Genomic DNA, 20890 nt, shown 5'->3' with positions numbered 1-20890 from the left:
TTAGGCAAATACTTGTTCAGAAACAAATAAATTTAGTCTGAAGGTGTGTTATGCGGTCTGATGATGAACGTGACAAGTGTATAGATTTGCTTATCTCCAGAGTTAATGCCCTTGAAAATGAAGTAGCACAGTTAAAGGGCGAAATCCTCGTTGAAGAGAACATATCACTACAACAAGATAATGGTATAGAAATACCTGAAACGAAATTCATTCCCAAAACAGAACCGAAAAGAGAAACAAACAAAGCGCTAGATTCATCTCTTGAAAGTGCAATTGGCACACGTTGGATTGGACGCATTGGCGTACTGGCCATTCTCTTTGGCGTCGCTTTCTTTCTTAAATATTCTTTCGACAATAAATTGATCGGTGAAACGGGTCGAGTAATCCTTGGAATATTCTGGGGTGCCGTATTTATTGGCGCAGGAGAGTACCTTCAGAAAAAAAAGAATCTTGGATTATACGGCCAGATGCTAAGCGGTTGTGGCCTTGCAGTGCTTTACTTGGCATTGTATGCGGCCTTTGCCCTTTATCATCTGATTCCCGCTTCCCTGGCAGCGGCCTGCATGCTCGCGGTTACTACCACAGGAATGACTCTTTCCATAAGATATACGGCCTATTCTTTAGCCGCAATAGCAATTCTGGGAGGCTTTCTTACTCCAATCATGCTATCCACTGGACAAAACCAGCCTATGACGCTGTTTGGATACATCCTCTTGCTGGACATGGGGACCTTATTGCTGATGCGTTTTCGACAATGGCCGTCATTGGTTGTTGCGTCTCTTTTCGGCACTGCCCTGCTTTATTTCGGCTGGCACTCTGAATTTTACAACGATGCTCAGAAATGGCTTGCCTTCGGTGTAATTTTAATGTTCTTCATATTTTATAATCTTTATATCCTTATCTCTCGATTAAATTCGCAAAACGACGATACCGTATATGATCAAAGTGTAATTTTCGGTTCGGCCCTTTTCTTCTTTCTAGCTTTTTTCCATCAATATCATGGTGAAATTACATGGCCGGTAAAGCTTTTTACATTAAGTCTGGCAGTTGTTGAGATTTGGTTGGCCATGATTATCAGCCAATCGGCATTAATGGCTCGAATAAGCACAGCATCTTACGCGATAGTCTCGATAATTCTGACAGTTATTGCAACTTTTATCATTCTAGAACAACGCTGGATAATGCCTGCGTTGACTGCTGAAATGGTTGCGTTGGGATTTATCGGCCTCAAGATGAATTTGCAGGTTTTGCGGCGTGGAGCTTATCTGATGAGCTTCCTGGTGTTGATTCGCTTTGCGTACGATATTAATTTTCACTTTGAACCATTTCAGAGTTTCATACCCATTTTAAATGGCCGGTTTCTGGTTTGTTCTTTTGCCATCGTCGGTTTATACATCTTCTTGTACGCCATCAAATGGTATAAAGAAAATCTGACATCGGAAGAGCGTAACATTTTTAAAATCATCTTCATAATAATCCAAGCACTGTCGTTGATCTTATTTTCTATAGAGACATATGATTATTTTCGGTCCCGTTTTCCGCAACAAGTTCTTAACTTTGAATCTTCACACTACGCTTATCAGCTTTCACTGTCCATTCTCTGGGCTTTGTACGCATCTATTTTAACAGGAGTGGGTATTTTAAAACGTATTCGTGGAGCACGCATTCTCGGCATCCTGCTGTTGAGCGTAACAGTTTTAAAAGTATTTTTAATGGACCTATCGTCATTACAGACTTTCTATAGAATTATTTCATTTGTTGTGCTTGGCTTACTGCTTCTGGCAGTTTCCTATGGCTACAATCGTTTTAAACACTTAATCTTCGGAGAAGATGAACCATGAATAAATATTTTTCCTGTACGTTCATTTGTTGCATTCTTATATTTCTATTAGCAGCGGCAGGCTTTTGCGGTACGTTCGACGAAATACTCTGGGAGAAATATGCCGAGATCGAAATTTCTTCAAACGAAAGCAATGGTAATCTGGCTGTCTTATACCTTGACCCGCAGCATTTAGGCGACATAACCGCCCAAACACCTTTTGCTGATTTAAGAGTAGTCACCGACCGGAAAGAAGAAGTTGCCTGGCAAATCATAGAAAGAAGACCGAAACAACAGCAGGAAGAAATACCACATCAGATGCAAAATCTCTCTATTAACGAGAAAGGTGAAACATGGCTGGAACTTCTAATCGAACAACAAGGAGCTATGATCAATGCTGTTGAAGTCATGACACCCGACATGGATTTTTCCCGCCAAGTGCAAGTGCTCGGTAGCGCGGATGGCAAGAACTGGAATGTTGTCCGTAAGGACGGAGTTATTTTTAACATCACCAGAATGGAAAAACTTCGGCATACGCGCATAAACTTTCCTCAAGTAAGTTTTCGATATATTGCCCTCAAAATAAATAATAGCGAGGCGCAGCCATTAAACATAAGCGATGTCAAAGTACTACGGCAAAGTGTTGAGCCGGAACAGGCATATGTAATTAATGGAACAATTGAAAACACAGATACAAATACTAACCGGAAAGAAAACAGCATAATTGTGCGTATGAATGCTGTATTTCCCATCGACCGTTTAACGATAAACACTACAGAGCGCAATTTTCAGCGTTCTGTGGAGGTGCAAATAAAGATAGAAAAAGAAAATTGGCAACCTTGGGCGCAGGGGACAGTTTTTAGTTTTGATACTGCAACCATGCATGAATCGCAATTGACAATTGACATACCGATGATTGCAACCAAGGAATTTCGTCTAGTATTCAAAAATTTCGACAGCCCGCCCTTATCAGTCAATAAAGTCATCGGCAAAGGTTATCGCCGGTTGCTTGTTTTCAAACAGCAATCTGACAGGAAATTATATCTCTTTTGGGGAAACCCTCTGGCAAAACAACCTCGGTATGATTTATCGGGAATCATTGCAAAACAAAACATAGATGTATTGCCTATGGCTTATCTGGGACAAGCATTTAATAATTCCAAATTTGCCGGTGATAACGCAAGGCTTCCTTTTACCGAGCGATATAAATATCTTCTTTATATTCTGGTGATGCTGGTTATTGCTGGCCTCATTTTTTTACAGTATCGCGTCTTCAGGCGTATGGAGCAGTGAGTTCTTTGCGCGCCTCGCATCTGAACATCCCGTATCAAGTACGGGACAAGCTTTTGAACAGCCCTGAAACGTGGGATTTTTTCTTTTGAAAAGCAAAAAGTTGTGTTAATTTGTCCATGAAAAACATCGGTGAAAAGCAAAATCGAATATTAACAGTTAGGCACTTATAATATCAAAATATCTATGATTGATACTAAGAACGTCAAGAAGATTGCAAAAGCTCGTTTACGAGATGCCGAAGTCTTAGCTAACGCAAATAGATGTGAAGGTGCAATCTATCTTTGTGGATATGCGGTAGAACTTGGTTTGAAGGCGCGTATTTGTAAGACCTTAAAATGGCAGGGATTTCCATTTTCAAAAAAAGAGTTCGAAGGTTACCAAAGCTTCAAAACACATGATCTTGACGTGTTATTACATCTCACTGGAATTGAAGATCGCGTTAAAACGCATTTTTTCGCTGAGTGGTCTTCTGTGGCTGCATGGGACCCAGAATCGAGGTATAATCCTGTAGGAAATGCAACACAAGCAGATGCGTATTTGATGATATCATCAGCTAAGTCATTGTTGGATAAATTATGAAAGAACTAGCAGAAAAGCTTAGGGAATGTGAAATTACAATAGCTAAAGAAAAAGGACCTCTTGACCTTTTTGCTCTTTTTCTAAGAGAAGATGCTCCCGATAAATGGGATCTTTTAATCGCTGCCGAATGGATTGAAAAGAATAAAGAGGAATCTCTCAAATACATTACAGGCATCATACAGAAAGCATTATCTAAAGAAAACTTACTTATGCTCTCTCGCATTGTGCTTATCGATGAAAAAAATCCAGCTTTGAAAGCTATACACAATTCTATGCATATAGAGCATAGCATAGCCGATATTCAAAATAGCAACTTTTTTGGATTACAAATAAAACACGCATACCTGATAACATCTCGTAGGCGGAATGTTGGCGTGTCTAACAACACTATTAACACAAAAAAGTAAAAAACTTTTCTACTTAAGTTTGTAATTAGAATCTAATTGCGCTTTTGCCTGGGCGAGTTTTTCTTTATCCAGATAATATTTCCCGTTGTTTGTTTTAATTACCAGACCATCTTCAAGCAGCAGCTTTAGTGCTTTGGGGCGAATATTTTTGGTGCCTACGCGGAAAATATTTTTCCGTTCATCCTGAATTTTCATCGCCCTCGCTTCTTTAAAGGCTCTGGCCTCTTCCAGTTCGGCGATTATTTTTAAGCAAGTTTTCTGTACAGCTAAACCACCCATGTAAAGAACAAGGACAACAAAGGCAATTAAAGCGGCAACCAACAGAATTATTTGTAAATATAAAGGCATAAAAATCTCTCTAAAATTATTTCCGATGTCAGTTCATATAATTGATGCGTTTGTTTGTCAATCGGCTATAAAAATTGAATTGTCTTGACAGTCTAAGGTCTTGTTTCTATACTCGTTTCACAATAAATCGCTTTTGTGTTTAGCAACTTTGGTCGCAATTAACGTTACTATCCTTATTATGAAAGGAGAAAGCTCATGCGCTGGAGAGGTGAAAGACAAAGTGACAATGTCGAAGACCGCAGAGGGATGTCAATATCCCGCGGCGCAAAGGTTGGTGGCATAGGCGGCATTGGCCTGATTGCCATTGTGGTAATCAGCATGTTTATGGGTGTCGATCCTACTTCTATTTTACAGGTAGTTCAGCAGAACACGCAGTCTTCCTCCGTGTCTGTTGAGCAAAGCGCTACTACTGCCGCCAATGATGATATGCGTAATTTTGTTGCCGTCGTTTTGGCCGAGACTGAAGATGTTTGGAAGGATACTTTTCAGCAAGCTGGAAAAACGTATGAAGAGCCCAAACTGGTCCTTTTTTCCGACTCTGTTGAATCAGCGTGCGGTATAGCCGGATCAGCCGTGGGGCCTTTCTATTGTCCCGGTGACCATAAGGTATATCTTGATCTCGCTTTCTTTGAAGAACTTCATTCCCGCTTTGGTGCATCCGGCGATTTTGCCCAAGCTTATGTTATCGCCCATGAGGTAGGCCATCACGTGCAGACGCTTTTGGGCATTTCCGAAAAAGTTCACGAGCTTCAGTCGCGCGCGAGTAAATCAGAGAGCAATAAATTATCCGTAATGATGGAACTGCAAGCGGATTGTCTTGCAGGTATGTGGGCTCATCAGGCCGATAAGAGCCGTCATATTTTAGAGGCCGGAGATATTGAAGAAGGTTTGAATGCGGCCAGCGCAGTAGGTGATGACCGCATTCAAAAGCAGACACAAGGCTATGTTGTGCCCGACGGATTCACGCACGGAAGTTCGGCACAGCGTGTTAGCTGGTTTAAAAAAGGCGTTGAGCAGGGTAACATAAATGCCTGTGATACATTCAATGCCGGCAATATATAAGACTTAACTGCCGGTATATCTATATACTTATGAAGGATCAAGAATTCGGGTTGCTTTTGTTTCCCGAATAATTGGAGATCTTGTTGTGAGAAAAAGAATTAAAAAATATAAACAGAGCACTCATGAATATGTATTATTAACGATTCGATTTTTGCTGATTTGTTCGGTGATAATTAATGTTGCTTATATAATAATACATTTATTTGATTATAGCCCTGCCACGAGAAGCACTTTGATGAGCATCCTGGATAGGAATATAACGATAACCACTTGGGCAATTGTAACATTCGCAGTTACATTTTTACATGATTATTTTGAACAAAATCAAAACATACATATCCCTGATATTCTGGAAACCATTATAATTATTTTTATATATGCCAGCATATTTTTAAGCGCTCGTTTTAATTTGTATGATGAAGTGTTCTGGTGGGACGTCGTACTGCATACCGCTTCAGGTCTCATTCTTGGATTTATAGGATTTCTAGCCATATATAAGATTAACGGCAAGTATAGTATGAATATAAGCCCGTTATTGGTCGCGGTTTTCGCCTTTACTTTTGCCGTCACTATGGATGTGATTTTTGAAATTTATGAGTTTGCAATGGATGTAATTTTCGGAACGGATATGCAGTCATGGAATTTGCCTGCAAATACAATAGAACTAGGCAGATCATTTCAGGGAATAGGCTTGCGGGATACAATGTCGGATCTCATATTTGATTCAATTGGCGCTTTATCAATTGCTGTAATATGTTTCTTTTTATATAAAAAGGATAAGAAAAAAACTTTGAAATTAATGCATGAAGTCTTTCCGGATAAATAAACAAATATAAAAAGTAATAAGTTCACGGTTATAATCGATATCAATAAGATGCTATGTCGGGCATCCACGCCAGAAAAATACTGGGCACCTGTCATCCATCCCGGGAAAAAGGAAACAAAGTTTTTAAGCTTATCGGTGATAAAGGTAATACCTGGAAATCGAGGCAACGGCATTGAACGCATTTTTCACGCTGTCAAAAACCGGCATTCCCGCTTCGGTAAACAGACGGCGGGTTTCCCGGTTGACTTCTTCAATCTCAAGGTCATCTTCGTCCCGCCTGATATTTGGCAAAATAAGCATTACCGGTTTCTTTCCGATGTCCATTGCTTCGCGGCAAACTTTCGCCAGTTCTTTGTACGGAGTAATCTCCCCTAGTTTGACGTTGCCCAGGTTCAACTGCAGTGCTTTGTAGTGATACAAAAGTTGGATGACGATGTGAAAGTCAATATTTTCGTCCTGAGAAGCATGAAGAAGAATCTCCCTGATGTACTTAGGACTGACATAAGGATTGGCTATGTCTACAGGATTGGTCGCGCTTGAACCGGGCTTGGGCAGAACTTCCAGAATTGCCTCCTGTAAATCCTTTCTGAGGCTCGGCACTTTGATTCCAAAGGACTCTGCCGTATCCGCTGCCGCTATCCCCAACGCACCGCCACCGCCCATAACGGCACAGCCTTTATATTCCCGCGGTGGAAGCAGTGAAAAAGCCAGTGCTACATCACTCATTTCTTCAAGATTTTCAACCTGAGTTACGTGACATTGCCTTAGCGCGGCTTCCCAGATAACCTTGTTTCCACCGAGTGAAGCTGTGTGACTCGCGGCCGCTCTGCTTCCGGATTCCGACAAACCTCCCTTAATTATGATGACGGGCTTCTCCGCGGCTACTTCCTTGAGAGCAGTAAAAAAATCACGGCCATCGGAAACTCCTTCGATGTACATGCAGATTACTCTTGTTTCAGGATCATGACGAAGATAGCGAAGCATCTCTGTTTCCCTGAGATCGCAACCGTTTCCGAAGCTGACAACTTTGGAAAAATGTATTCCTTTCCATTTTCCAATATAGCCGAAATCTACAGAGAGGCCGCCGCTCTGAGAAAGCAACGCAACACTTCCCGGTTTTCGTGAAAGGTCCGGTCCGGGAAGCATGGTAAGTCCTGATTTAGGACAATATATTCCGAAACAATTCGGACCGATGATCCTGATTCCTTTTTTAGCTATCGTCTTTAGCTCTTCTTCCAGCGCTATTCCTTCCGGTGTACCTGTTTCACTGAAACCCGAGGAAAGAATTTCAGCACCCACCGCTCCCTTTGACCGGCAGGCTTCCAATGCTGAAGGAACCAGATGCGCCGGCACGGCAATAATGGCAAAATCTATTTTGTCGGGGATGGCCTCTATGGAAGGATAAATATTTGTTCCTTCAATGGAACCGCCTCGCTTATTAACAGGATACAATTTGCCTTCATAGCCAATGGAACGATGTGAAACAAAAATGCTGCGACCGAAACCGGGCCCCTCGGAAGAAACACCGATTATCGCAATGCTCTTAGGATCGAATATTCTGTCAAGATCTGCAAATTCTTGTAAGATATTTTCTGTTGCCAAAAATCCTCCTCCTGCTTTTTTATAGAGGCTAATGGTCAATACCACATTCCGGCAAAACGGGCAAAAATTTGATAACTTTCTCCTTTTAAGAAAAAACAAGCTATGCTATTTGGATACCCTAAGTTACATTAGAGTGAAAATCGTTGTTATTTCATTAAAGGAATAAGCGTAACTGATTAATGAATAAAAAATACGTTCATGGGTATGACCAGAAAGAAAATATAAGATTGCAGGATCAGGCATCTACGCTGGTTGAATTATTGCACGCAGACACTTTTTATCCGGCAGGAAGCCGTGTTTTGGAAGCCGGTTGCGGCGTTGGAGCGCAAACGGTTACGCTGGCAAAAAACAGTCCTGATGCCTTGATTACTTCTGTCGATATATCCGAGACCTCTCTTGTTGAAGCCAGAAAAAAAGTGGCAGCGGCAGGCTTGACTAATGTTTTCTTTGAGCAGGCGGATATTTTTAATTTGCCTTATGTGGAGGAAGCCTTCGATCATATTTTTGTTTGTTTTGTTCTGGAACATCTCTCACGGTTAGTCGCGGCGCTGAAAGCATTGAAAGATTATTTGAGAGAAGGCGGTACGATTACAGTTATCGAAGGGGATCATGGCTCTGTCTATTTTCATCCGGAAAGCGAAGCCGCGCATAAAGCGATTCAGTGTCAGGTTGAACTGCAGCGCAGAGCCGGCGGCAATGCCATGATAGGAAGAGAACTTTATCCGTTGTTAACTCAAGCCGGTTTTAAGTCGGTTCATGTTTCTCCGCGAATGGTTTATGTTGATTCCAGTAAACCTGAACTTGTGGAAGGATTCACTAAAAAGACATTCACGGCGATGACAGAAGGTGTCCGCGAAGCGGCTATCAAATCGGGAATAATAGAAGAAAACATTTTTGATCAGGGCATACGGGATTTATATCGAACCGCCGAGGCTGACGGTGTCTTCTGTTACACGTTCTTTAAAGCAACAGGCAGAAAATGATTACCGAGCCAAGCTTTATCAGCGGAATAAAAAATGCGTAAAAAAGAACGAGAGATAACGGACAGAAAAGCTATTGACGGCATTATCGAACGCTGCCGTGTTTGTCATTTGGCAATGTGTGACGATAAACAACCTTATGTTATTCCTCTTCACTTCGGCTATGACGGATGTTTTCTTTATTTTCATTCCGCGCTGGAAGGAAGAAAAATTGAAATTATCAAAAGAAATAATCGCGTAGGTTTTGAATTTGATATCCTCCATAATATTGTCACAGCACAACGGGCTTGCGACTGGGGAGCAAAATACGAAAGTGTTGTAGGAACAGGTACAGCGGAAATAGTAAATGATGTGGAGGACAAAAAAGCCGCTCTGAAATGTATTATGCGTCAATACGGAAGCGACGTGAACGATTTTTCCGATGAAATTATTAAAAAGACCTTGATTTTTCGTGTGCTAATACTGGAAATCAGCGGTAAGGCAAAATAAATTATTCCTACTACCAATAATTTAAAACTCTCCGTGGCAAGCCCCGGAGAGTTTTTGTTTTATAAAGATCAAGGCCAATAAGCATTGAATCGCCTTTATCTAGTGTGCCCACTGACTACGGTTTGAAGAATCAAAAGAACGCTGCCTGGGCCTGCTGTTCATTTTCGATTTGGGAGAAAAAAGCTTTCTGCCATTATTTGGTTTTCCACCATTACCTCTGCTGTTACGGCGTGCAGGAGCTCTGTCAACAAGCATGCTGATAGTTAATCCGTCAACACTTTGGTACTCAAGCTTTTCTCCCAGCACTTTTTTCAGAGAGTGGGCAAGTCCAAGATCTTCTCCTGTTACAAACGTAAAGGCATCTCCCGTTTTGTCGGCGCGTCCAGTCCGGCCGATGCGGTGAGTATAGGCATCCGTAGTTTCCGGCATATCATAATTGATGACATGTGAAATTCTTGTTACATCAATGCCGCGGGCGGCGATATCGGTTGCCACCATTATTTCGTAACGGCCGTCACGGAATCCGTCAAGAGATTGCTGGCGTTTCTGCTGCGTTAGGTTTCCATGCAGTGAAGTGACTTTATATCCCGATTTATCCAGCTGCAGGGCTACGCTTTTGGCGCGCGATTTTGTCCTTGTAAAAACCAGAACGGAATCCATTTCTGTTTTATCAAGAATATCTTTCAACAGAGCTGTTTTAGTGTCCATTTGTACCGGGTAAAATTTATGTGTAACAGTCTCTACCGGTGCTGTGTTACCGATTTTAATGTTCACCGGATTTATTAATAAATCATTGGCGAGTGAGCGGATGTCCTCGGGCATAGTCGCGGAGAACAGCAATGTTTGACGCTTTGCGGGAAGATGCTTCACAATTTTTCTGATGTCCGGAAGAAAGCCCATATCAAACATATGATCAGCCTCATCGAGGACCAGGACTTCTACCCTGGATAAATCCACGGTGCCGCGGTCGATGTGATCCAGCAAGCGGCCCGGACAAGCGGAGATGATCTCTACATTATTTCGCAGCTTATTGATTTGACCATTGATATTTACGCCGCCATAAATGGAAGCGCTGCGCACATTCGTTCTGCGTCCCAGTTGCCCGATAGCTTTATGGGTCTGTTCGCTTAACTCTCGTGTCGGCGCAATAATCAACGCGCGGACATAACCGTGTGAACCCTGCATCAGACGTTGCAAAATCGGTAACACAAAAGCTGCTGTTTTTCCCGTTCCGGTCTGGGCAAGCCCCATAACATCGCGGCCTTCCATAATCGGCGGGATTGATTGTAATTGGACTGGTGTTGGTACTTTATAGCCAGCCGCTTGCACGCAGGCCATTATTTTCGCGTGTAACTCAAACTTCTCAAAACTCATTTCTTTCTTTTTTCCTTTTTCTTTCAGTATTTGTGACATTTGAACCCAGGTCTAGTCGTTGCGGTTGTTGAGAACACACCGCGGTGTGTCATGATTGGGAGCCTGAAAACAGGCCGCATACATGGCTCTAAAATTGGATTCGGTTACGATTAGCCGGATTTTCCTGCCGAAATTTCTGACGTAGAAAGGATGGGAGGCAAATAACTATCGCGATCACTGGTGAGGCTTGTACAGGTATTATTAATAAATAGCAAGGATTATCTTTCTAATCAGGCAATGTGTTAGATTTAGGTATTTAATCGGGATAGTTGCAGGGGATGAATGAAAGACTGGAATCCTATTTGCTTAGATAGCGTTCCAGGCGATTTAAGCCTTCTTTGATGTTCTCCAGAGAATTGGCATAAGAGAAGCGCAAAAATCCTTCGCCGCCACTGCCGAAATCAATGCCGGGTGAGACACCGACTTTTGCCTGTTCGGTAATACGAAAAGCTTCTCTGTAAGAATCTAAGCAAAAACGCCGTGCGTCAGCGAATACGTAAAAAGCGCCGGTCGGCTCGACATGGATGACAAAGCCCATGTCCTTTAATCGCTCCAGCATGTACCGGCGGCGTTCATCATAAGTCTTGACCATTTTAGCCACATCTTTTTTAGCTTTGGTTAATGCGGCAATTCCCGCCCATTGAATAAAACCGTTGGCAGAAATCATAAAATTCTGATGAATGCGCTGCATTACTTTAGAAAACTCTTTGGGAAAAATGCAGTAGCCCAGACGCCATCCGGTCATCGCGTATAGTTTGGAAAAACCGTTAATGACAAATGCTTTGTCTGTAAATTCCAAAATGGAATGAGCGCGATCTTTGTAGACGAGACCATGATAAATTTCGTCGGAAATAATATACTGCTTTTCAAATTGCGCGACACTCTGTAATTGTTCCTCCGTCATCACAATGCCGGTGGGATTGGAAGGCGAGTTAATCAGGATAGCTTTTGTTTTTGCAGATAGTTTCTTTTTTATGTCTTTAGGACGGTACTGAAATCCGTCTTCCGGGTAAGTTTTAACTTCTTTAGTTTTACCGCCGGCCGCGAGAATAAAGTTCTGATAGCAGGGGTAACGAGGGTTGGAAATAATTACCTCGTCGCCATGATCTAAAATGGCCAGCATCGCGAACAACAGCGCAGGTGAAGTTCCCGTAGAAACCAATATCTGGTCAGGCGTAATATTAACGCCATATTCTTTAAGGTAGAAATTGCAGATGGCTTGTCTTAGTTCTAAAAGACCAAGGGCATGAGTATAGCGGATTTTGTTATTGTGTAGAGCCTGGATTGCCGTCCGTGTGATAACTTTCGGTGTGGGGAAATCAGGTTCGCCTACTTCCAGATGGATAACATGTTCGCCTTTGCGCTCCAATTCCTCGGTTTTCGCCATGATATCCATGACAATGAAAGATGTAAATGACTCGGCTCTCTTTGAAATCATCTGAATTCCTTTCCAATTTGTATAGTCTTTCTAAAGAGATTATCAAATTTTTTCAACTAACTTTTGTTATTTTGTCAAAACATAATAAGCAGGGCCTCCGGCTGAAGAAGTGGTGAAATCGCCGAATGAGACTTTACATAGTTTGCGAACTTGTACTTTTCATCATAATTGTCATAAAAACTCAAAATTGGCTTATTCTTTGCACATTTATCTCAGGAAGGTTAAAAAAAGATTGATATTGGCACAATTTTGTTACAAAATACTTTAAAGGTCGGCTAAACCTGCAATGAATAAAAGTACAAAAAAGTATTTTTTGGAGAACGATCACAAATTGAGTATTCATAGTTATGAAGAACTTGCCGCGCTGCACGCGATAGCTAAAATTTTAGCTCAGCCCACAGATTTGCGTGATGAATTGGAGCAGATTCTGCACGAGATGAGTGCGCGTCTTGGAATGCAGCGGGGAATGATATCCCTCTTTGACCACGATAAGAATGAAATTTGGCTGGATATTGCTCATGATGTAAATATAGAAGGGCTGGATGTAACATACAAGCCCGGAGAAGGGATTACCGGAGAAGTCGCTCAGACTGGACGTCCCATGGCCGTGGCTAATCTGGGACATTCCGCTCATTTTTTAGACCGTACCGGTGCCCGGCGTAACTTAAACAGGTCCGAACTGGCCTTTCTTTGTGTTCCCATTATTTATGATGACAAGGTTGTCGGCGTTTTATCCGCCGACAAGGTTGCGCAAGAAGTTGAAAGTCTGGATAAAGAACTGGCGATGCTTTCTGCTGTGGCGGAATTAACGGCCAAATTCGTGCACATCAGGGCCTTGGAAGAGGAAAACAAACGGCTGAAAAAAATTGTCGGCAGCGAGAGACCGCCTTCTGTAGATATTATCGGTCATTCCAAACCAATGCAGGAAGTTTTCGGTTTGGTTGCCCAGGTAGCCGATTCCAATACAACAGTTTTAATTACCGGTGAAACGGGAACAGGCAAGGAGTTAATCGCCAGAGCGATCCACATGAACTCTTCCCGGCGCAAAGGGCCAATGGTACAGGTTAATTGTGCGGCAATTCCCGATACTTTGATTGAAAGTGAGCTTTTCGGTCACGAAAGGGGGGCGTTTACCGGTGCGCTTCAGCAACGCCGAGGGCGTTTTGAAGAGGCCAATGGAGGAACAATTTTTCTGGATGAAGTAGGTGAGCTTTCCGCTGCCGCTCAGGTAAAACTTTTGCGCGTTTTGCAGGAAAAAAGATTTCAGCCACTGGGCTCTTCCAGGGTTGTCAACGTTAATGTACGAATTATCGCGGCAACCAACAGAGATTTGGAACAGGATATTATCGCGGAACGTTTTCGCGCCGATTTGTTTTATCGTTTGAATGTGTTTCCCCTATATTTACCGTCTTTACGCGAAAGAGGCAGCGATATTATACTCCTGGCAGATCATTTTATTTTGAAATACAGTAAGGAGATGGGCAAAAATGTTAAAAGAATCTCCACCGCGGCAATAGAAGTATTCTTATCCCATAAATGGCCGGGGAATGTGCGTGAACTGGAAAATTGCATTGAAAGAGCTGTATTATTATCCAAGACCGATACTATCGATTGTGCCCATCTGCCGCCCTCTTTGCAGGTTAAAGAAATTAAAGCGGAGAAAAAGGAACACAGCAAATTATCTTCTGTTGTTGAAGCTCAGGAAAGGTCTTTGATCATTGATACGCTCGAAGCAACTGGCGGCAATCAAACAAAGGCCGCAAAAATGTTGGGAACTACAAAGCGAATTATTCAATACAAAATTAATAAATTGGGAATTGATCCAAAATTTTTCCGTAAGAAGAGTAAAAACAACGACGATACTGAATAGTGAGTCCCAAGTTTCATAAGTGTAGCGTACTGAAATTTGTTGGACGAACTATCCAATAGTCAAAGACCATTGGATAGTATGCCGCGAAAGCGAAATATAAGAACGTTTAAGTAATTCGTGAAACAATTTTTCTATTACTTATCCCTACTCTTTGCGCATGGTCTCTTTTTTTATGCCTAATTTGTTTTCGAGTAAGTTTATACCTTGAAGAATGACATGAGCCTCGTCACTTGTTTTTATATCATAGGTAATGCCGCTATTCTTCAGTAAATTTATCATCTTGTCAGAGAGATAGCTAAGCGTGGAGGATATATAGACAGGGAAATACCAAAAATATCCCAACGCCAATAGGAGGCAGATAGATCCTATCATCGCCATATACCTGTGAAAATTAGCGGAATCGTGCTTAGTTAATTCGCTTTTCCGCACTACTGCCTGCATGTTTACGTCATAAATATTATTGATGGATTGCTTCAGTTTTTCGTAAGCTGGCAGAAAGTCGCTAAAATACAACGAGCTTTCGCCTGCAACGCTCTGCATCTGAAGACAAAGCTTCAAAAAACTCTCATATTCATGGTTGAGTCCCTCGATATATTCTTTCTCGTTTATCTCTGTTATGTTGTTGTTTGCCTCTTTTAAATTAGTCTCCAATACATTTTTTCCTGATTCGAAAAGTTTTAGGTAATAATCAGACATTCTTGCAGTATTATTTTTACTATATATGACGCTACTGATAGATGTTCTCATATCACCAAGACCAGAAAGCATATTTCTGGAATAGACAATGGATTTGTAATTGTTCTTCAGGATATTGTCGGATTCCTGACCCAATCTTGCGACATAATAGGAACAAACACCTGCAAGAGTGAAAATAATCACAAACAAAAATCCTAAACCCAATGATAGCTTTGTTTTTAGTTTCATAGTTCCTCCCGGTTATAAATAGTCGGTCTGTTATCGAATAGCCGACAAATTAAAAAATATGGCTCACATTTGATGATTTTACCACCATATCTATTTTCTAGTAGATTTAGGCGTTGTTAATTGCGATCACAGACATCTGATAGATTGTCGAACAGATGTCCGTCAGAGAAAATATCAGCAATACTTGTGCCAACAAAATATAAGCTAAATAATTGCTTGTTATTAAATGATAAATTATTAATAAACCAAAATATAACGAGTACATGTTTCTATAGCTTGAAAAACAATGGAATCTAATTGTACCTGTTTCATAGTGGAGAGATATAAAGAAGTATCTTATATTTGAATCATATATTAATCACAAAATATATTGTGTAAATATCTGTTTGTGGTTTCAATTTCTTCTAACCACTCGTATTTTATACTCCACACTAGTCGGGCTTATTCGAAGAAGCAGAGCATTTCCTGTGCCACAATATCGGAAAGCAAGATCAATTTCTTTTCTTTAACATCATAGACTTGAACAACATTCTCATACTGGCGATCCTCCGGAACAAGCTTTCTTGTGATGTTGGGCATGGCTTCCATAACTGATGTGTTGAATATAACTTTTTCCTGTCCCGGATAAATGGCCATATAAAAGATGTTCATTTCCACCATGTCCTGAAAGAAATGAGTGCCGAAAGAGAGGTCAGGTATCAAGCTTCCTTCCTTGTATGCTATTTCAGCAATGGCTGCGATGTTGTTGATTTCGGAAAAAGTCACCGGTACGCCCATGGCCGGTGTTGTTGTGCCCCATCGGCCTGGCCCGAATAAAATCGTCGGCATCTCGGCCCTGTCATTTATTGTCTTATTGATCTTTCCTACCAGTCTGGCAACGTTGTATTTTTCGGAAAGAGGAAGCTTTGCATAACCCTTGGGATCAATATAAATAATTCGTGCAATATTCTCGTGAACACTGCCGCCCATAAAGTTGCCTTCCTGTCGCAGCAATATTTTACTCTTTTTAATTTTTTCGGGAATTTCCACACGGCTGGACAGGCCTTTTGTCTGAAAAGGCCTGCATTGCAGGAGATTGATTTGCATTTTCTCATCCGCATTGAAGTTCACAGTAAATTCGATATCCACGGGATAATTATAGATTGATTCCAATCTCTTGAGCATTATGGACATCAGTTCCGTAAATTCTGTTTTCACAAGCAGGTCATCGAAAGTTAGTATCCACACATCCCTTTGTTTTCCTAAATCCCTCATCCTTTCACTGGCCTCAATATCGCGAGTGCCAATGATGTCCAGTCGTGCGTCTAAATTATCGTTGAGCGCTTCGTCCACAGATAATGACTCAAAACTATTTTCTGTCAGGTTTAAGACATCAACACAGTGCTGGGAAAAACGCGCCGCATCTTCCGGTTTAGCATAAGGTTTAACCAGAGGTTCATCCAAGGCAACAATGCGGGGATAATCATTTTCCATACGGTTTACAGCCCTTGTTCCGAGCCCGAAAACAAGCCTGAGCATGCCTGCTTTGGGATTCATTCCTTTACGCCAGACAAAGGGATTATAAGACAAACCGACACCGGCCAATTCTGGAAAGAAATAATGTTTACGGGAAGAACCGGAAACGCGCTGTACCAAGAGTGCCATCTGTTCGTCTTGTTGATCAAGACCCCTCTGTAAACGATAAGTAAGAGCATCTACATTCATTGTACTGGCGAAAATTTTTCTTACTGCTTCTTCAAAATGCTCATAACGTTCTTCCGGTGTTCCCTGATTAGCGCAAAAATAGCTTTCATATTTTCCGGCAAAAGCATTGCCGAACGCATCCTCCAGAAGAGAGCTAGAGCGTACGATAATCGGTGATTGTCCGTAATATTCCAGCATTAATAAAAATCTTTCCCGTACTTCTTCAGGAAAAACGCCTTTTAACATTTTGTCTTTTAATTCACGAGCGCTCTCAAAATAGCTTTCTTTGGTTTTATGAGACATGAGTGCCCGCCACCAGCCGTTTTGTACCATGTAAGAATAAAAGACATCCGATCCGATATAAAACGAATCATGCAGCTCCAGATGTTCAGACCATTTAACAGAAGAATCTTTTCGCAAAATGTTGCGTGCCAGAAGCATACCGGCGGATTTACCACCGATGAAACCTGTTCCAATGAGCCTGTCTTTAATTTCGAGAAGATCCTCCAGTGTAAAATATTCTTTGATCAGAGCCAGCATTCTTTTCTCTCTGCCGATCAATACACGGGAAAGCTGCTCCACCATTTTCTGTTTTTCTTTGATGTCCTTCGGGTTTTCCAGCATGTCTCTGGCTTGCATGAACAGGCGATCCCAGTAATCCAGATTTCTTTCGACGTTAGAGTCGCTGGCCTGATTAAGAAAGGAAAATAAGTTTGTGGCATCGGCGCTGTTCGTAATGGGGACGAATTCGTCTTTTTCCATCATGTGCGGAAGAAACATCGTCGGTGAATAGCGCTGCCATGCTTTGATAGGATGGATACAAAGTTTACCCTGATGGTTATAGATATCCAGCAGCACCTGAGTAGTTTCTCTGATGCGGGCGATGGTTTTAAAAGAATGCCGGTTGCGTAGGATGGAGAAATAGGCAACAGTGTTCAACTCAAAAAGATATGGGCATGTAATAACAAAGAAGTTACCGATCATCAGGTCAGTTGCCCAGGTCAAAAGCAGATCTGATAAACAATCAAACACATAAAAGACATCCCGTCCTTCCTGCCGGATGATGTAATGAACCTGCGTGGAAAAAGACTCAAATCCGATATCGGCGTTAAGTTTGTAAATAGTAACTTTTCCGGTGGTATCTATAAGTGGCGGGTGTTTAGCAAAACGCATATAAACAACGCGCCGTCCTTTTTCAAGCGCCTTATTTACATATGGAGTCACAAAAATTTTGTAATCTTCAATATTTTCGAGCTGAAAAACAACATTATCACCCATTTGCAGGTAATTAAGAGTTTTATCCAATCCTGGAATGCCTGTGCTGACGCTGGATATGTTAACCATTAAAGCACCATTCAACTTTGACAATGTTAATAACTTACACTAACTCCAAATTTAAATTAAAGCACCACTTTTTCAATTCAGAGCTTATTCTTCCAGGCCATCATCATCTTTTTTGACAGCTGCAGCTTTTAGAGGTCTGATCTTTCGGTAGACGTCCTGAGGAGTCTTTTTATTGCCGTCGATTGTGAGTAGCCTTTCGATGGTAATGCCGAAAAGTTTTTCATTCTCTTCCAGATAAGGTTCTATCAGATTCCAATCCGCGTCGGTAATGTCGACAAATTCTCCTCCATTGAGCTGCTCATCAACAAGTTTTTCGTGCGGATCACGGACATAAATCGCGCCGCCTGAAGCCAGAGAAAATATATTCGAACCGGGATAGGGTGTGTCGTATTCATAAATTGAACCGTCTTCATCGTCAAAACCGATGCCGTTGAGAATTACAAAACCTCCGCCGTTGAGTGGATCGCCAGCCATAAAGGATTCGGCAAGATAGTCCAGCGCGGTGCCGTTAATAACCACCCGCGGTCTGCCCACGGCATTAATTAAAGGACGGCCTGCCGCGTTGCCCATGATATAAGCGCTGCCACCTTTGGCTCCGTACATAAAGGTCTGTCCGACATCGCCGAACACAACGAGTTTTCCTTCTTTCATAATCTGGCAGAGCTGATCCTGAGCGTTGCCGTGAACATAAATTTCCATTCCGTCAATGCCAGAGGCAACATAGTCACCCGACGCCCCGTAAATATCAATCCTAACATCTTTTGTGGCCGGACCGAAACCGCAACCGGTAAAACGCTGACCGCGATATTTGTACACAATGAAATGTTTCCATCCGAGTTTAAAAGCTTTAACAATCATTACGGCGTCGCAATCGTTGCCTTCCGGTTCAAACTGTTCAGCATCAATAATCAGAAATTTCTCATTATTTTTCGGAGCGCGCAGTTGGTCGCGGCAGGCAAAATTAATCCGGCTGAAACGAGAATTGGACATTTTTGTGATCGAAGGCGTTGTGTCAAATATTTCATCCAGAGCTATTTTAAGTATATGCTGCAAAGAACTTCGTTTTATCGTTCCTGTATTGAATCTACGATCATTCAAAAGCGTTAACGCGCGGATAGCCGTATGCTTGGAATCGTCATTTTTCAGAGCATGATCTTTTATCGCCTCAATGCAGAATCTGAGTTTATCAGGATTAAAGCTGACAATGCTATCCTTCACATATGTAAACACTTTATCGGCAGCGGCTGAATAATCATTTTCGGCAAATAGAGAATCAATTTTATCTGATACGGGCTTGTAGTTTTCTATAGCCGTTATTTTTTTCGCTACATCACAGGTGGCTTTTCCTTTTGGAGTTTCAATGACCTTTCCGAATTTGTCGGTACAAATTAGTTTCATGCCTTCTGCGGTATCTTTCAGGCTGAAAATAAATGAGCCACCATCTGTATAGCTGCCGCCGCGGGCGTTCCAGTATTTGTCGGCAATAGGCCCGAAGCGCGGATCTTCCCGCGTAAGTGAGATTAAAGTCGCATCAATGGCTTGTTTTTCCGAACAAATCAGACCAATCTGGACTTCGCCTTCCTGCAGGGCAAAAACCTGAGGGCGCAGCATAGCGGTATCCGTAATACCGATCAGTTGGAACTGATCGTTTCTGACGTCATTTCTCGCGATGATAAAAAACCATGGCCCATCCGGTGAAGAGCCTACATGATGGGTCTGAATGGCTTTATACAACGCCTGCTTATCGGCAGGCAACATATCAAAGTCCATTTCCGAAGTCGGCGCCATGGCTTCAATCAGGTACTCCAGCGGATATTTATAGACTCTGCTCCACAAATCCCAAAGCAGTGCCGCTTCTTCCGTATCGGTCAAAAACAGCGGGTAATAATTGCGCTGTTTAAGATACTCACTCACGGCCTGATAATTGGCAAAGTCGCCATTATGCACCAATGCCTCATTAAGCGCGGAAAACGGATGGCAGCCACCCGGATGCCAGACACGTCCGCGAGTAGGGTAACGCTGATGAGCCAGCCACGCATGCGCTTTGAAGTCATCCAATTTATAATATTTGACCACGTTTTCCGCATATCCCACGATTTTCAGGATCATCATGTTCCTGCCATGCGACATGACAAAAGCCTTCTTTTCACCAAGTGATGCGTAATAGTGCGAGTTGATCTTAAAGCTGTTCTGATAGAGAAATTCATCTTCGGCATCACGTCGATCCATGGATGAAAATTTGTTATCAGAAATGAACTTATCGAGTACATTGTCCTTCACACGTACAAAATAGCGCATAACATCCGGCGGCCGGACATCCAATCCGATACTGTGATGATCATCAATGGTCGCAAGCTTTTCCGATTTATCAATTTTGAAGTATGGCTTGATGTATTGATCTTCGATTTCGGTACAAACGCTTTCATCAAGAAGAGCGATGTGCAGCATATAATCATCACGCAAAACCTGCCTAGATACACCCATTGCTTCGGGAACAAACCCGACAGCTCCAATACCACCGCCTTTTCCGTTGCCTCTGTTGTGCATCTGGGCTGACGGCTCGAAGATGTTCTTCCCCGTTACAGGAATAGAACTGATAAACCCCGTTACTCCGCAGCCCCCTTCTTCTTCGGTATTCAAGCTCAAAGGCGGCACCTGACTGCAAATTTCAGTGCGTGATATAGTTATTTTTTCCACATTGTCCATTATTATTAAACTCCGCTTTAATTACCGTAATGTTTGCCCCTTTGTTAAAGGGGGATGAAAGGGGGATTTTTATGGTCTTCCAAAATCTCCCCCAACCCCTCTTTAAA

The 20890-nt window shown here is 42.1% G+C and carries 16 protein-coding genes; 9 read left to right on the top strand and 7 right to left on the bottom strand.

The features are described 5' to 3' along the window. Positions 1 to 50: 50 nt before the first annotated feature. The 4 genes from CVU62_03900 (at position 51) to CVU62_03885 (ending at position 4098) form a co-directional block, all read left to right on the top strand. On the top strand, positions 51 to 1841 hold the full coding sequence (locus CVU62_03900) for a hypothetical protein (protein ID PKN39347.1): 1791 nt from the start codon (positions 51 to 53) through the stop codon (positions 1839 to 1841). Continuing rightward, the gene (locus CVU62_03895; protein PKN39346.1) at positions 1838 to 3112 is read left to right on the top strand and encodes a hypothetical protein; all 1275 of its coding nucleotides are present in this window, start codon (positions 1838 to 1840) and stop codon (positions 3110 to 3112) included. Before CVU62_03900 ends, CVU62_03895 begins: the two co-directional genes overlap by 4 nt. A 183-nt stretch (positions 3113 to 3295) precedes the next feature. Further along, on the top strand, positions 3296 to 3691 hold the full coding sequence (locus CVU62_03890; GenBank protein PKN39345.1) for a hypothetical protein: 396 nt from the start codon (positions 3296 to 3298) through the stop codon (positions 3689 to 3691). Further along, on the top strand, positions 3688 to 4098 hold the full coding sequence (locus CVU62_03885) for a hypothetical protein (protein PKN39344.1): 411 nt from the start codon (positions 3688 to 3690) through the stop codon (positions 4096 to 4098). The genes CVU62_03890 and CVU62_03885 overlap by 4 nt, the downstream gene beginning before the upstream one ends. A gap of 9 nt (positions 4099 to 4107) precedes the next feature. Here the strand turns inward: CVU62_03885 and CVU62_03880 are convergent, their stop codons facing one another. Beyond that, positions 4108 to 4446 carry a hypothetical protein gene (locus CVU62_03880; protein ID PKN39343.1) on the bottom strand — a complete coding sequence of 113 codons (339 nt, stop codon included), beginning with the start codon at positions 4444 to 4446 and terminating at the stop codon, positions 4108 to 4110. 195 nt (positions 4447 to 4641) lie between these two features. Here CVU62_03880 and CVU62_03875 point away from each other — a divergent pair, with 195 nt between their 5' ends. Together CVU62_03875 and CVU62_03870 are read left to right on the top strand one after the other, a co-directional pair. Continuing rightward, complete coding sequence (locus CVU62_03875; protein PKN39342.1) at positions 4642 to 5508, top strand: flagellar biosynthesis protein FlgM; 867 nt, start codon at positions 4642 to 4644, stop codon at positions 5506 to 5508. 85 nt (positions 5509 to 5593) lie between these two features. Then, complete coding sequence (locus CVU62_03870) at positions 5594 to 6334, top strand: hypothetical protein (GenBank protein PKN39341.1); 741 nt, start codon at positions 5594 to 5596, stop codon at positions 6332 to 6334. Between the two features lie 129 nt (positions 6335 to 6463). Here the strand turns inward: CVU62_03870 and CVU62_03865 are convergent, their stop codons facing one another. Beyond that, entirely contained in the window at positions 6464 to 8035 is a 1572-nt protein-coding gene (locus tag CVU62_03865; protein PKN39340.1) for a hypothetical protein, read from the bottom strand. A gap of 80 nt (positions 8036 to 8115) precedes the next feature. On the opposite strand from CVU62_03865, the gene CVU62_03860 reads away from it, so the two are divergent. Continuing rightward, the gene (locus CVU62_03860; GenBank protein PKN39339.1) at positions 8116 to 8919 is read left to right on the top strand and encodes an SAM-dependent methyltransferase; all 804 of its coding nucleotides are present in this window, start codon (positions 8116 to 8118) and stop codon (positions 8917 to 8919) included. 33 nt (positions 8920 to 8952) lie between these two features. Next, positions 8953 to 9405: a pyridoxamine 5'-phosphate oxidase family protein gene (locus CVU62_03855; GenBank protein PKN39338.1), complete on the top strand. Its 453-nt coding sequence runs from the start codon at positions 8953 to 8955 to the stop codon at positions 9403 to 9405. Positions 9406 to 9504: 99 nt separating this feature from the next. Here the strand turns inward: CVU62_03855 and CVU62_03850 are convergent, their stop codons facing one another. After that, positions 9505 to 10779 (bottom strand): RNA helicase, encoded by a 1275-nt coding sequence (locus CVU62_03850; GenBank protein ID PKN39463.1) that lies wholly within the window; start codon positions 10777 to 10779, stop codon positions 9505 to 9507. A gap of 337 nt (positions 10780 to 11116) precedes the next feature. Beyond that, a complete protein-coding gene (locus tag CVU62_03845) occupies positions 11117 to 12256 on the bottom strand; it encodes an aspartate aminotransferase (protein ID PKN39337.1) in 1140 nt (379 codons plus the stop codon). Positions 12257 to 12542: 286 nt separating this feature from the next. Between CVU62_03845 and CVU62_03840 the strand changes: the two genes are divergently transcribed. Continuing rightward, positions 12543 to 14126, top strand: coding sequence for a sigma-54-dependent Fis family transcriptional regulator (locus CVU62_03840; protein ID PKN39336.1), 1584 nt, complete (start codon positions 12543 to 12545; stop codon positions 14124 to 14126). A gap of 144 nt (positions 14127 to 14270) precedes the next feature. Here CVU62_03840 and CVU62_03835 read toward each other — a convergent pair whose 3' ends face one another. From CVU62_03835 to CVU62_03825, 3 genes are all read right to left on the bottom strand, one after another. Then, complete coding sequence (locus CVU62_03835) at positions 14271 to 15050, bottom strand: hypothetical protein (protein PKN39335.1); 780 nt, start codon at positions 15048 to 15050, stop codon at positions 14271 to 14273. A gap of 441 nt (positions 15051 to 15491) precedes the next feature. Further along, the gene (locus CVU62_03830; protein PKN39334.1) at positions 15492 to 18077 is read right to left on the bottom strand and encodes a phosphoenolpyruvate synthase; all 2586 of its coding nucleotides are present in this window, start codon (positions 18075 to 18077) and stop codon (positions 15492 to 15494) included. Between the two features lie 84 nt (positions 18078 to 18161). After that, positions 18162 to 20783, bottom strand: a complete 2622-nt coding sequence (locus CVU62_03825) for a glutamate synthase (GenBank protein ID PKN39333.1) — start codon at positions 20781 to 20783, stop codon at positions 18162 to 18164. Positions 20784 to 20890 lie beyond the last annotated feature (107 nt).

Source organism: Deltaproteobacteria bacterium HGW-Deltaproteobacteria-2, assembly GCA_002840505.1.
GTDB lineage: Bacteria > Desulfobacterota > Syntrophia > Syntrophales > Smithellaceae > Smithella.
The sequence above is the reverse complement of the archived record's forward strand: the minus strand, read 5'-3'. Positions and strand labels throughout refer to the sequence as shown.

Bases quoted from the DNA above. Each gene is read 5' to 3' on its own strand.
- CVU62_03840 (PKN39336.1), top strand. From the start codon at position 12,543: ATGAATAAAAGTACAAAAAAGTATTTTTTGGAGAACGATCACAAATTG.
- CVU62_03885 (PKN39344.1), top strand. From the start codon at position 3,688: ATGAAAGAACTAGCAGAAAAGCTTAGGGAATGTGAAATTACAATAGCT.
- CVU62_03875 (PKN39342.1), top strand. From the start codon at position 4,642: ATGCGCTGGAGAGGTGAAAGACAAAGTGACAATGTCGAAGACCGCAGA.
- CVU62_03900 (PKN39347.1), top strand. From the start codon at position 51: ATGCGGTCTGATGATGAACGTGACAAGTGTATAGATTTGCTTATCTCC.
- CVU62_03860 (PKN39339.1), top strand. From the start codon at position 8,116: ATGAATAAAAAATACGTTCATGGGTATGACCAGAAAGAAAATATAAGA.
- CVU62_03855 (PKN39338.1), top strand. From the start codon at position 8,953: ATGCGTAAAAAAGAACGAGAGATAACGGACAGAAAAGCTATTGACGGC.
- CVU62_03890 (PKN39345.1), top strand. From the start codon at position 3,296: ATGATTGATACTAAGAACGTCAAGAAGATTGCAAAAGCTCGTTTACGA.
- CVU62_03895 (PKN39346.1), top strand. From the start codon at position 1,838: ATGAATAAATATTTTTCCTGTACGTTCATTTGTTGCATTCTTATATTT.
- CVU62_03835 (PKN39335.1), bottom strand. From the start codon at position 15,050: ATGAAACTAAAAACAAAGCTATCATTGGGTTTAGGATTTTTGTTTGTG.
- CVU62_03880 (PKN39343.1), bottom strand. From the start codon at position 4,446: ATGCCTTTATATTTACAAATAATTCTGTTGGTTGCCGCTTTAATTGCC.
- CVU62_03825 (PKN39333.1), bottom strand. From the start codon at position 20,783: ATGGACAATGTGGAAAAAATAACTATATCACGCACTGAAATTTGCAGT.
- CVU62_03830 (PKN39334.1), bottom strand. From the start codon at position 18,077: ATGGTTAACATATCCAGCGTCAGCACAGGCATTCCAGGATTGGATAAA.
- CVU62_03850 (PKN39463.1), bottom strand. From the start codon at position 10,779: ATGAGTTTTGAGAAGTTTGAGTTACACGCGAAAATAATGGCCTGCGTG.
- CVU62_03845 (PKN39337.1), bottom strand. From the start codon at position 12,256: ATGATTTCAAAGAGAGCCGAGTCATTTACATCTTTCATTGTCATGGAT.